Origin of the sequence: Streptomyces sp. NPDC058257, from assembly GCF_042881845.1 — a bacterium.
GTDB lineage: Bacteria > Actinomycetota > Actinomycetes > Streptomycetales > Streptomycetaceae > Streptomyces.
This window is the reverse complement of sequence record NZ_JBHVXJ010000002.1, coordinates 298,908-310,641: the sequence shown is the minus strand read 5'-3', so window position 1 is coordinate 310,641 and position 11,734 is coordinate 298,908. Positions and strand designations below refer to the sequence as shown.

General features: G+C 67.9%; 11 protein-coding genes and 1 pseudogene. 5 read left to right on the top strand and 7 right to left on the bottom strand.

All coding sequences use genetic code 11. The annotated features are described in order from the left end of the window. Positions 1-27 precede the first annotated feature (27 nt). A pseudogene (locus tag ACFVXC_RS06760) lies at positions 28-357 on the bottom strand (ATP-binding protein); the annotation flags it as partial. Positions 358-533: 176 nt separating this feature from the next. Between ACFVXC_RS06760 and ACFVXC_RS06755 the strand changes: the two are divergent. Beyond that, complete coding sequence (locus ACFVXC_RS06755; protein WP_389902186.1) at positions 534-1,805, top strand: helix-turn-helix domain-containing protein; 1,272 nt, start codon at positions 534-536, stop codon at positions 1,803-1,805. Further along, positions 1,802-2,359, top strand: coding sequence for a flavoprotein (locus ACFVXC_RS06750; protein WP_389902183.1), 558 nt, complete (start codon positions 1,802-1,804; stop codon positions 2,357-2,359). The genes ACFVXC_RS06755 and ACFVXC_RS06750 overlap by 4 nt, the downstream gene beginning before the upstream one ends. Here ACFVXC_RS06750 and ACFVXC_RS06745 read toward each other — a convergent pair whose 3' ends face one another. The 4 genes from ACFVXC_RS06745 to ACFVXC_RS06730 form a co-directional block, all read right to left on the bottom strand. After that, positions 2,360-4,060, bottom strand: coding sequence for a mobilization protein (locus ACFVXC_RS06745; protein WP_389902182.1), 1,701 nt, complete (start codon positions 4,058-4,060; stop codon positions 2,360-2,362). It lies immediately after the preceding gene. A 4-nt stretch (positions 4,061-4,064) separates the two neighbouring features. Then, positions 4,065-4,493: a plasmid mobilization protein gene (locus ACFVXC_RS06740; RefSeq protein WP_389902180.1), complete on the bottom strand. Its 429-nt coding sequence runs from the start codon at positions 4,491-4,493 to the stop codon at positions 4,065-4,067. 243 nt (positions 4,494-4,736) lie between these two features. Continuing rightward, the gene (locus ACFVXC_RS06735) at positions 4,737-5,516 is read right to left on the bottom strand and encodes a DUF2637 domain-containing protein (RefSeq protein WP_389902177.1); all 780 of its coding nucleotides are present in this window, start codon (positions 5,514-5,516) and stop codon (positions 4,737-4,739) included. A gap of 191 nt (positions 5,517-5,707) precedes the next feature. After that, the gene (locus ACFVXC_RS06730) at positions 5,708-6,892 is read right to left on the bottom strand and encodes a DUF3631 domain-containing protein (protein ID WP_389902995.1); all 1,185 of its coding nucleotides are present in this window, start codon (positions 6,890-6,892) and stop codon (positions 5,708-5,710) included. 300 nt (positions 6,893-7,192) lie between these two features. On the opposite strand from ACFVXC_RS06730, the gene ACFVXC_RS06725 reads away from it, so the two are divergent. From ACFVXC_RS06725 to ACFVXC_RS06715, 3 genes are all read left to right on the top strand, one after another. Then, the gene (locus ACFVXC_RS06725; RefSeq protein WP_389902175.1) at positions 7,193-7,477 is read left to right on the top strand and encodes a helix-turn-helix domain-containing protein; all 285 of its coding nucleotides are present in this window, start codon (positions 7,193-7,195) and stop codon (positions 7,475-7,477) included. Positions 7,478-7,801: 324 nt separating this feature from the next. Continuing rightward, positions 7,802-8,170, top strand: coding sequence for a DNA-binding protein (locus ACFVXC_RS06720; RefSeq protein ID WP_389902172.1), 369 nt, complete (start codon positions 7,802-7,804; stop codon positions 8,168-8,170). A gap of 31 nt (positions 8,171-8,201) precedes the next feature. Further along, positions 8,202-9,707: a LacI family DNA-binding transcriptional regulator gene (locus ACFVXC_RS06715; RefSeq protein WP_389902170.1), complete on the top strand. Its 1,506-nt coding sequence runs from the start codon at positions 8,202-8,204 to the stop codon at positions 9,705-9,707. A gap of 66 nt (positions 9,708-9,773) precedes the next feature. On the opposite strand, the gene ACFVXC_RS06710 is transcribed toward ACFVXC_RS06715, so the two are convergent. Beyond that, entirely contained in the window at positions 9,774-10,910 is a 1,137-nt protein-coding gene (locus ACFVXC_RS06710) for a hypothetical protein (protein ID WP_362374542.1), read from the bottom strand. A gap of 1 nt (position 10,911) precedes the next feature. Continuing rightward, complete coding sequence (locus tag ACFVXC_RS06705) at positions 10,912-11,415, bottom strand: DUF4365 domain-containing protein (RefSeq protein WP_389902169.1); 504 nt, start codon at positions 11,413-11,415, stop codon at positions 10,912-10,914. Between the last annotated feature and the right edge of the window lie 319 nt (positions 11,416-11,734).

Sequence of the window (11,734 nt, the reverse complement as noted above, 5' to 3'; positions counted from 1 at the left end):
GCCGGAAGGAAGCGGTTCGAATCCGTGACGATCCGCGAGCGCGGCGACGAGGAACAGACCACGGCCGTCTTCCCCCTCCGCGTCCGGCAGACAGACTTCGGGGATCTCGGAGCTGGTGTCGACCACAGCGATCCGCAGCGCCTTCTCGTGCAGGTCGGCGTCGGCTGTGATCGGGCCTTCGTGTGCGTGCCGAACCGCGTTCGTGATCAGCTCCGAGGCCACCAGCTCTGCCGCATCCAGGAGTTCAGACCCCAGGAAAACTCCCCAATCCCGTATCTCATCCGCGATCTGCTGGCGTGCGGTCGCGGCGCCGGCAGGCGAGCCGGAGACGGAAATCCGGATGTGGTGCGCTTCCATGAGCGGCCTCCTGGATCGGTTCGGCCACTCCACGCAACCGCCGCACGGGCCTCTCGAACCAGGACATGTGCTGGTGCTGCATCGTCTATGCAGGAGCTGCATCACGGTGAACTGCCAGTCCATTACGCTCGGTTGAGCAGGCAGGATCGGCGACGGCAGGAGGAGCCGTGGCACAGATGGCCGAAGCGCAAAGTGAAGCGAGACGGATCGGTGAAGTGATCCGTCAAGCACGCGTATTACAGCGGCGCTCGCAGAAGGATGTCGCCTCTGCCCTGGGCTATCACCAGTCCAAGGTGAGCCGCCTGGAAGGAGGCAGAGGCACGGAGGACGTCCGCGTGCTGCGCGAGGTCGCGCAGGTGCTGGCGATTCCTCCGCACCGCCTCGGCCTCGCCGCCGCTTCGGACATCAGCCCCTGCGACCCCGAGACAGAGGACATGCGCCGCCGTACCGTTCTCGCCGCCGGCATCGCTGCGCTCGCGGCCCCGACCATCCCCGGCACCGCCCACCAGGACCTGGTCCAGTCGCTGCTGCCCGGAGCAGCCCGTGTGACTGCCGAACCGGTGCCGGATCTCCAGAGCCTGCGCGACCAAGTCGCAGGCGTACGACGTCTCTTCTGCACCTGCGATTACACGCAACTGGAGGGCACGCTGCCCGTTCTGATCGGGCAGCTACGGCAGGCCATCAGCGAAAGCCCCGGCTCGAGCGACCTGTCCGGTCTCCTCGCCACGACATACCAGACCTCGGCGAGCCTGTTGCTCAAACAGAGCGACCAGGGCAATGCCTGGCTCGCGGTCGGACGCGCCATGTCCGAGGCCGAACGCTCCGGCGACCCCGTCGTTCTCGCCTCCAGCGTCCGCGTTCACGCCCACGCCCTGGCCCGCGACAGCCACACCGCTCAGGCCATCACCCTCGTCCGGCACACCGCCGACCAGCTCACGGGCTCGTACGACCAGCGGTCCCCGAGGTACCTCGCGGCGCTCGGACTGCTGCTCCTGCGCGGTGTCACCGCCGCCAGCAGCGGCGGTGACCGCTCGGCCACCCGTGACTTCCTCACCGAGGCGAAGGAAGTCGCCTGCTACGTCGCGCTCGACAGTCCCGACGCCTGGGCCAACTTCAGCCCGACCAACGTCGCCCTGCACGGACTCAGCGCGGCCGTCGTCTTCGGCGACGCAGGCGTCGCCCTGGACACCGCCCGACCGCTCATGCGCCGGCACATCCCCGTCCCCGAGCGCCGCGCCGCCCTGTGGATCGAGGCCGGCCGTGCCTACAGCCAGCAGGGACGCCTGGCCGACGGGTACCAGGCCCTCCGCATCGCCGAGAGCTGCGCCGCCCAGGACATCCGCCGCCCGGCTGTCCGCGAGTTGGTGGCCGACATGGCCGCCCGCGACCGCCGCCGTACGCTGCCGGAACTGCACCGCTTCAGTCGTCAACTGGGAGTCCCCGCGTGAGTGATCAGCCAGACCAGCAGACCAAGAAGCCCTTCCTGTACGTCGTCGTGTGCGCCTGCGGCATCGCTGGCGACGTCGGCAAGCTGATCACCACGGCCCAGGAGGCCAACTGGGACGTAGGCGTGGTCGCCACTCCGCAAGGACTCGGCTTCATAGACGCCGAGGCGATCGAGGCACAGACCGGCTACCCGATCCGCTCGGCCTGGCGACAGCCTGGCGACCCGCGCCCGCTGCCGCCAGCCGATGCCATCGCGGTAGCGCCGGCCACCTTCAACACGATCAACAAGTGGGCGTCCGGGATCTCCGACACCTTGGCGTTGGGCATCCTCTGCGAGGCGTACGGGATGGGCATCCCGATCGCTGCCTTCCCGTACCTGAACGCGGCCCAGGCTGCCCACCCCGCGTACGCACGCAGCCTCGACGTGCTGCGCGAGATGGGCGTCCTGATCGGCTCGTACGAGCCCCACAAGCCGAAGGCCGGCGGCGGTGCCGATCGCTACCGCTGGGAGGAAGCGCTGGAGCTGCTCACTCCCGAGCTGTCTGAACCAGCCTGATCAGCGCCGCCGTCCCGGTGGCGCCTGCGGCGGCGGAGTAGCTGCTGTCGGAGGGATCGGGCCAGTGGGGCGTTGTGCGGCGCTGCGGGCCCTGGCTGCCTGCGCGCGAGGGCCAGGAGCGTGGCGCTCGCCGAGGCGGCGGACGCGCCAGGTCAGCGCACGGGCGGGACTGTGGGCGTTGTCCAAGGGGCGTTGGCCGAGCGCCTGGTCCAGGACGGTTGCCGCGTTGTGCCCGGCGGCCTCTGCTTCGGCGAGCACGGTGGTGAGCGCGTCCCAGGCGGGGTCGTTCAGGATGCGCTCGGCATGATCGGGGACCGCCTGCTGGAGGTGGCGGGCGAAGCGCTGCTTCATCTGGAGGCTGGGGGCGCGTTGTGCGAGGCCCGCCAGGACCGGCTCGGCGATCTGCCCGTACGTGATCTGAAGGTGGACGAGGGCCTGTTCGGCTGCCGCTTCTTGCTGGGCGTGCCGGTGCGTGCGATGCCAGTGCATCGCGAACGCCACCGCCGTGAGCACGGTGTCCAGGAGCATCGCGAACCCGGATCCGTCGCCGTCCTGGGGTCTCTCGCGCCAGATTGCTTGGACGCCGCGACGCAGGACGCGGGTGCTGTCCAGGTCGGCTGCGATGCGGGAGCGGGTAGCGCGCTCGAAGGCGAGGGCGGCTTGTTGGAGCTCCGCCTTCACTGCGGGCGGCGCGGTGATCGGCAGCAGCTCCAGCGTTGCGCCGAGCGCGACCAGTTGGCCTTGACCGACCTTCTCGTCGCTGCGGGAGAGGTGGTGGGGAATGCGTTCGGCGGCGGCTGTCGCTTGTTGCCACGGGTCACCCGCCCGGACCGCGGTCGGCTCAGGGCTCGTGGTGGCAAGGCTCTTGCGGATCTTGGGTAGGGACAGGTCGGGGGAGAGGGTGGAGCCCGCATAGAACACCGGCTCGCCCTTGTCGTTGGTGTCCTCGGGCAGGGCGAAGTTGCAGCCGAGAGCGTCGCCGGATGGGCCGAGCTTGAGGCGCACGGTCACACCCGTCGCCTCCAGCAGGGCGAAGAATTCGGCCTCGTCTGCTGCGGCGGCAACCGCGCGGCGCACCCGCAGACGGAGGACATCACGGGTGGCGACCTCCTGGCCCAGGCGCTTGGCCTTGAAGTGCTCCTTGCTAGTCGGGCGTTTGGAGCCGGTTCCGTCGCCCTGCTTCAGCCGCCGAAGCCCGTAGTCGACTTCGATCTCGCGGGCCTCGCGCTGGACCGCGCGCTGGTCGTAGCCGCGCTCAGGGCGCCGGCCGTCCTGCCGGACGAGGGTGGCAGCGATATGGATGTGGTCGTCGGCATGCCGAACGGCCACCCACCGGCATCCCTCCTTGTCCCCGTCGGGAGCGATGCCGGCGGCGGCCACGATGCGGCGGGCGATGTCGGCCCACTGGGTGTCGGTGAGGATCGGGTCCTCGGGTGCGGCTCGGACGGGGCAGTGCCACACGGTGTCTTTGGGTGCCTTGTCGCCGAGCATCTTCACGGGCTGGTCGAGTTGGGCGACGAGCTGGGCCATCGCGTCCTTCGGATCACGGTGGGAGCTGCGGCCGGGGTCGGGGGCGAAGCCGTTCCAGGAGGCCACGAGGTGCGGGTCAATGTGTTCGTTGGCGCGGCCCTTGCCGAAGAGGTAGCCGATCGTGCGGCGTGTGGCGTCCGGGACCGAGCCGAGAATGATCTTGGGTATCACCCGCTCACCGCCCCTCGGTGACCTGAGCGATGGCGGTGTCCAGCTCGGCGACCGACGCCTCGACGCGGTCCAGAAGCCGTTGGACGGTGTCGGGATGGGGCCAGGCGCCGTCCTTGTGGAGGTGCCAGGTGAGCTGGTTGAGGTTGTTGCCGATCTGGCCGAGCTGCCCGTTGGCGGCCATGAGCGCCTTGATCATGGCGCGGTAGTCGGCGACGGCTGCGGTGGGGTCGTCGGAGCGGGCGGCGGCGAGCGAACACTCGGCCACATAGCCACCGAGCGCCATGTGGCTCAGGGCGGCGGCGTTCTTTACGAGGGTGAACTCGTCGTCGTTGTAGCGGGGGTGGACGCGACGATCGCGCAGCTGTTTGTCACGCAGACGGCGACGTTGCACGGGCTTGCGCGACGCGGGCAGCGACGGCTTGCCGGTCCCCATCTCGGCCGGCTCCCCCGGGCCGGCCGACCCCGGTGCCGCCTCGGCGCCGGATGCCTCCGCCCCCTGCGGGGTGGAGGTCGGGTAAGGACTCCTTACCCGACAACTTGCTGCGCTGTTGAGGCCGGTGATGTGTCGTTCTTGCACGAGAAGCTTTCTGATGGTGGGTCTGAAGAAGTCAGACGAACCGGCCTTCACGCCAGGGAGGTTCTGGGACGAGCGGCCGGTTCGCGGTGGGAGATGGGCCTAGAGGGCGTCGGTGCGAGGTCGGTCAAGTTCGGCCTGGAGGGACTCCTTGACCTCGTCGAGTCGTTCGCGACCCACACCCAGTCCCTTGTCGCGGATGGCCTTCTCGATATGGCGGCGGGAGACACGGCCGCCACGTCCGAGCGGAGCGGTCCGACCGATCTCGATGGCCTGGGCGAAGGTGGCGCTCGGTTGCCGACCACGACGTGTGGCTGGCGGCTTCTCGGGATGAGCCACTTGATCCACGGTCTCCTTGGCCACCGTTGTGGCAGCCACATCACGTTCTGGACCGGTGTCCGTCGTGGTGTGGCGATCGGCCTCGGGCGGCTCCGTGTGCGTGGGGCGGCGTTGGACGAGGAGGTAGAGGTGGACCGCACCGGCCAGCGCCAGGGGAGCGATGGCGGAGATGATCCCGACGGTGATGTCGTCGAGCGCGAGCCCTGGACGGCGGGCTTGCTGGTTGAGGCGGATGGCATGCAGCACGTTGGCCCAGATGCTGGTGGCGGTGGCGGTACCGACCAGCGCGGAGACGTACAGCCGAGGGCGCAAGGGCGCGGTGCGCAGGACGAGAAGAGCGCCGATGCCGATGGCGATGAAGCCGTCGATCACGAGAGGGAAGGCGTAGGTGAGAGCCGGGTGGATGTGGCTGGCGGCGGCCATCTGACGCAGGGCGTCGTAGGAGAGCGCGAAGGCGGCCACGGCCAGGAGCGCCACACCTGTGCGGATCGCCGCGGCCAGCGTCGCCGGTACGGAGGTGGGGGCATGGGTGAGCGAAGACAAGGGCGGAATGGCTCCAAGGGGAGGACGGAGGGCTGGTGCGCCCGTGGAGGGCCGGGACCCGTCGCGACTCGTCGCATGCCTGGTCAGAGCAGATGCGGGAGCGGTGATGATGTCGAGTCGACCCGTTGCGGGCAGCTGACCCGTCACGGTGCTGACCTGCACGGCGACGAGTCGCGACGGGTCGTGGCGGGTCAGGCGGCGGTCGTGGAATCCGGCTCGGATTCGGGGCAGTAGCGTGCCCAGGCGTCGGCGAACTGCAGGCGCGTGAAGCCGCGTGCCTGGACGCCGCCGGGGAAGCGGCGGTTGGTCGCGCCGCTGGTGTAGTCCTTTAGCAGGATCTGCAGGCCGCGCGGGGTGAGGCCCTTGTCGGTGTATCCGGGCCAAGGGGACTCGTCATCCTGGTTCAGGATGTCGAGGAGGCGGCTCGTGCGGAGCGCCGATGGGTTGCCCTCGGCGGCGAAGGCACGGCGGATGTCGCCCAGGAGGCGGATGCCGAGGCTGCTGTTGTCCTGGTCCTGCTCGGCCTCGTGCTTTGTCATCGCCTGGCAGGCAGCACGGGCGAGGTGTGGCCATTGGCCGCCGGCGAGGTCGGCGACGGCGATCAACGGCTGCCAAGTGTCGGCCGCGCGGTCCTCGACCGGCATGGTCGGCGTCAGATCCATCGCTTCCGCGTGGAGCGGGGCCAGCCAGCCCACGAGCCTGTCGCGCAGGGCGTGCAGCATGGGGGTGTCCCGTACGGTGCGGAATTCCGCGACCCTCTCGCCCGGCCTACGGCGGCGCATCCGGACCACGACCGAACGGTCCATGATCGTGTCGGGCAGGTCACCGATCCCGGCGAGAGCGGCCATGGCGAAGGTGGGGAACTTCGACACTTCGTGGCTGGGCCCGGAGACCCGCAGAGTGGGCCGGTTGCGCTGATGACCTGCGTTGAGCAGGCCGCGCATCTCCTCGTTCTTCTCCGCGACCTTCACGGAGCCGAAGAGGGTGTCGGCCTCATCGACCAACAGGGTCGGCGGGTTGTCGGTAATCGACCGGAACACCGCGGCGGCTGAGGCGTTGACCGTGATCAGCGGGTCGTGGACAGTCTCGGTGATCACGTCCAACAGGCGGGACTTGCCGCACCGTTTGGCGGGGCCGACGATCGCGAGACGCGGGGCGTGCTGCCACGCCGTCTGCAGGTGGGTTGCCGCCACCCACAGTGTCACCGCCGTGAGGGCGTCGTCGCTCGGCAGTACGACATAGCGCCGGAACTGCGCCCGCAGGTCGGCCAAGACCTGCTCGCCCTCGGACAGCGAAGCGGGGTCGGACGGGGATATGGACGACCCACCTATCGCGAGCTGCGGGCAGGTCGGTTGAGCGCCTTCGGGAGAGGGCATCGGGATGTCGGCTTCCAAGGGGCGGCTCCTTCACTGACGGTCGCCGGCAGGGGCGACCAGATATGGAAAACGGGGCGGGGAATCCGGCAGCGCCGGGTGTGTGGACAACACAGCCACACCTGGTGCGCGAAAGTCCAGACTTGGTTCTGAAACCCTTCACGACTTTTTCGGCAACCCCATGACGGTAGAACCGAAATCCCGGTTGACGAAATCGCCACCAGGATTCGTCGACACCGTCATCGCTCACAGCAGACAGGGAAACGCTTCCCAAGCGACCGGCGCGCAAGCTACAACACACCAATGCCGCCCCGCCCCCTCGAAATCGGACCCGCCGGACAGGCCGCCGCCCAAGCCATCGAGCGCATCCGCACCGCACGCGGTCACTCCCAGCGCCAGCTCGCCGCCCTGGTCACCGCGCGCGGCCGACCCATGACTTTCACCGCGCTCTCCCGCATCGAACGCACGGTCCGGCGCTGCGACATCGACGATCTCGTCGCCATCGCCGCCGCCCTTGACGTCTCCCCCTGCGCGCTCCTCGGCGGTCCCGCCGAGCCCCTGGAGTCGGTCAGCGCGGGCGCAACATAGCCGACGATCGCCGGTTACCCAAACCGGCGATTCTCTGGACCATTGATGCTTACCGGGACGCCCGCCGTGCCGATCCCTGCCAGAAGTCTGGCAATTTACGTGAGGAGTCTTTGCGCCGACCGCCTAAAACCCCGGAGTGCAGAAATACAAGAAGTGCACGCGGGTGGATTCCGGCTGCTGGCCATGCGTAGTTCGCCCATTCTGTCCTGGACTCGAAATTCCCACAGAACGGCCAGTGCCGCCTGTACCGCCCCTGAACGAACCCGACCCGGTTGGAATTGCTGCCGATTCCACCGAGCCGCGAAAGGACCCCGCTTGCCCCACATGGCCACCACCCCTGCCCGCATACAGCGCCCGCACGCTGACACCCCCCTGTCGCGCCTCTACCTCCCCGAGGACATCGCGGCCGTACTCGGCTGCTCCACCTGGTGGGTCAAGGACCGCGCCCGCCGACGGCTCATCCCCTTCACCCGAGTCGGCCGTGCCTACCGCTTCTCGGACGAGCACCTAGCCGAGATCATTCGCATGAACGAAGAGCGTCCCGCCCAGGCTCCGCAGCACCCTGGCGTCATTCGCGCCCCGATTCGGAAGCCGCGCACCCAGCAGCAACTCGAGACGGATGTGCCGACCGTCCGCCTCAAGGCCCGGCCGCCACGCCGGATGGCCAAGTCCCAGTACGGAACCGTGGCTTAGCGCACCCATACGACGGAAGGGAGGGAAATCTGTGGGGTACGCAGAGAAGCGCGGCGGCTACTGGCGTGGTCGCTACAAGATCGAGGACGGCAAGTACGGCACCGTCGCCGATTCCGCGGGCAACGTGGTCAAGTTCGCCACCAAGCGGGAGGCCAAGCAGGCCGCGGACGCGGAAGAGGTGACCGTTCGGCGCGGTCAGTGGCGCGACCCGGGCCTCGGGCAGGAGACCTTCGGCGAGTATGCGAGCCGCTGGTATGCCTCCCAGGACCTGGCCGCCTCGACGATGCAGAACTACAAGCGCCACATCGAGGAGCACCTGCTCTTCGACTTCGAGGACAAGGCGCTCGCAGGCATCCTGCGCACGGACGTCGACGCCTGGGAGAAGAAGGAGCGGGCCGCGTACGCGGCTTCCAGCGTCAAGACCTGGCGCTCGACGCTCCACCTGATCTTCGAGGACGCGATCGACGAGGGCCTGCTCACGTCCAACCCGGCGGCCAGACGACGCGGTCGAGGCAAGCGCGCGGGCCGTTCCCGTGACCGCGGCCCGGAGAAGGTCGTCACCGATGCGCTCGGCATCCTGTTGACCGCTGAGCGGGCCGCCCTGCTGTCCGGCCGCGACGACGAGTTCGTCGCCGTGGTCCTCAAGGGATACACCGGCAAACGGTGGGGCGAGATCGTCGGCCTGGAAATGGAGTTCGTCCGGCCCAATGCCTTCCGGGTCGAGTGGCAGCTGTACGAGCTGGATACCGGCGAGCTGGTGCGCTGCCCGCCCAAGGACGACAGCTATCGCGACATCGACTCGCCGGACTGGCTGTCGGCCCTGGTCTTCAACCACATCGCCCGCTCGAAGCCGACACCCTGCCCCTGCCACGGCAGGACGTACGTCTTCCGAGGGCAGGGCGCTGCACGCACCGGCGGCCACCAGGGCGCGAAGGTCGTCGATGTCGCCCGCCGTGCCGAAGTCTCCACGGGCACGGTTTCGAACGTCCTCAACCACCCCGACCGTGTGCGCGAGGACACCCGCGTACGTGTCGAACTCGCCATCGCAGAGCTCGGGTTCGCACGCGGAGGCGTCATGTCAGAGCACGCTGCTCACTGGCGCCGCAACGGCTTCGCGACCTGGCTGTTCACCCCGGCGGTCTCCGGTTGGTACCCGAAGAAGGCACCCCAGGAGGCCCGCCCGGTGCCGATCCTCGGCGAGCCGTGGCCCGGTGTCCCGGCCCGAGGCCGAGGCGCTGCTGCGCGGGCGGACGCCTGCTGGCTCCCGATCGCGAAGGGCCTCACGCCGCACGGCCTCCGCCACACCCACCGGACGATGATGGAGGACCTCGGCACCGAGAAGGTCCTCATGGACGAGCGCATGGGCCACATCGACGGCTCGGTCTCTGCACGCTATGCGCACGTCACTCCAGGCATGCGCAGGCGCCTTACGGTCGGCCTTACCGAACGGTGGGAGGCGGCGCTCGATGCGCGTCGGGTCATGTGCTCGACCTCGCCAGTGCGTGTTCTCGATCGCCTTTTGAGGTCGAGGGGATAGAGCGGCTAGCAAGTCGCGAGAGGCGGGACTGTCGTTGGGACAGTCCCGCCTCGTCGTTTTGAGCTGCTAGTCGTCTGCTCCCAGCGATGGGTCAGGTCCGAAGCCGGTGACCTTCATGCGGGCGAGCCCGCCGGGTGGACTGGTCAGCATGCCGCTCACTCGGACGGGGATTCCGGCATCGTGGCAGTGCACGGCTGTGTGATAGTCGCTGTCAGCGAGGTCCATCCATACCGTGCGGCTGCGGCGTTGAATGAGCGTTTGGACCCCGACGCGCCCGGTGTCGTCATCGGGGTGGCGACTGAGGTCTGTGACCACGCCGTAGATCAAGTGCTCCCGCGTGTAGACCTTGGTCTTGAGTTGTTCGGACACCAGGTCGACGATCTCGATCGCATCGCGGTTGAACTCAACGCGCGCTGGCGTACCGGGCGGTGGTGCAGCTACGCGGGACCAGTTGAATGCCACGTCGAGCGCACTGACGGACTCGGTGTTCACGACTTTGGCGAGGGCCTGACACAGTTCGTAGGAGACCCCCTCGCCGATGGAGTCATTGATCTCGCTGGGCGTGGGTTCGTGGTCAGCGCCTGCCATGTCTTCAAGTACGCCTAGTGCGCGAGACATCGTGGCAGTCACCCGGCGGTCGAAGAGAGTCTCCTCGACCTGGACGTCGATGTGATCCTGACGGGGTGAGTAGACGTCCTCGGGGGAGCGTGCCTGGCTGATGATGGGCACGATGTAGGAGCCGCGACGAGTCTGGCCCAGGCGAACCTCTCGCGCCTGATCACGCGCCCGAGTCGGGAAGTTCCGGAAGTGCCCTTGGCGCCGGATCGTTGCCGCGGCTGAGGCCACCCGAAGTCGTTTGGCGGAGACGAAGAGTTCGTACCCGGACTCCAGCGGGATCGATCCGTCGCTCATTGATGGGTGGGAGGCCCGGAGGTCAGTGACGTCGTTGTAGACCGTGGCGATGGCGTCGTGGACTGTCTGGACGTCTTCGAACTCGACCCTTGCCAGGTCCTGGGTGAGGATCCGAGCCCTCTTGGCGAAGTCTGGTGCGCCGGGCTTCATCGGGACCAGGACGACTTCGTCCGCCGGCCCTGGAAGGCTCCATAGTTCGGCTACGTCCCCGCCCGATACCGGGGCCCATCCGGTGACCTTGAGGTAGCTGCGAATCTCTTCGGGGCCAAAGTCTGGGGTGATGTCCGCCATGTCAGCTCAACCCCAGACCAGCGCTGTTGGTCATGCGACGCGCAGCATCGAACATGGTCCCCATGGCCTTCACGGTGAGCTCCTGGTGCTCAGGAAGGTGGATTGCGGTGGTGGAGCCACCAGGGGCGTGTCCCATCCCGTAGAGAGAGGACCAGTAGCCGTGGCAAGCAAGCACTATCGAATCCGGCTGGTGGACGACCCAGCGGCCGATGTCGGGCGGAACTATGAGCAGTGCAAGGTGACCAGGCGCTGAGCGCTCTGGGTCACGTAACTTGTCGTAGGTCTCAACGTCCAGGTCGAAGCTGTAGCCGCTTCTGATAGTGCGCGGGCTCTGTGTGCACTTGAGCTGGATATCGACCATGAGGCCGCGGGAACGGAGTGTGACGTCGACCCCGTCCTTGTCCACGTTCCAGTCGCAGATGGTGTACCCGCCTTGCGTTGCTAAGGCATGCACGTAAGCGCGACTGACTTGCTCCTTCTGCCAGCTCGTTGCCTCAGCAGCCATGCTCACCCCCCGGTAGCGTGATCGCGAGGATAAGTGGGATCTGCAAGTGAGGGAATACCGCGTACGCGGGCCATCTTCCGGCGCCCCTGTTACGGGCACCTTGGTTACCGATTGGCGAACGCACAGGTTCAGCGGCGTGAGGGCTGATGTGCGCTGGGTGCGAGATGCAGGACCGTCTGGGAGACCCCGACCAAGATCTTCTCCCAGATTTCTCCCAAACGATCACCGCAGACGCAGGAAGGGCCTGATCCTCAGAGAGGATCAGGCCCTTGACCTGGTGTTTCAGCTGTCGGGGTGGCGGGATTTGAACCCACGACCT

Coding starts and splice junctions, on each gene's coding strand:
- ACFVXC_RS06755 (WP_389902186.1), top strand. CDS start 534: ATGGCCGAAGCGCAAAGTGAAGCGAGACGGATCGGTGAAGTGATCCGT.
- ACFVXC_RS06740 (WP_389902180.1), bottom strand. CDS start 4,493: ATGGGGACCGGCAAGCCGTCGCTGCCCGCGTCGCGCAAGCCCGTGCAA.
- ACFVXC_RS06730 (WP_389902995.1), bottom strand. CDS start 6,892: ATGCCCTCTCCCGAAGGCGCTCAACCGACCTGCCCGCAGCTCGCGATA.
- ACFVXC_RS06725 (WP_389902175.1), top strand. CDS start 7,193: ATGCCGCCCCGCCCCCTCGAAATCGGACCCGCCGGACAGGCCGCCGCC.
- ACFVXC_RS06720 (WP_389902172.1), top strand. CDS start 7,802: ATGGCCACCACCCCTGCCCGCATACAGCGCCCGCACGCTGACACCCCC.
- ACFVXC_RS06710 (WP_362374542.1), bottom strand. CDS start 10,910: ATGGCGGACATCACCCCAGACTTTGGCCCCGAAGAGATTCGCAGCTAC.
- ACFVXC_RS06705 (WP_389902169.1), bottom strand. CDS start 11,415: ATGGCTGCTGAGGCAACGAGCTGGCAGAAGGAGCAAGTCAGTCGCGCT.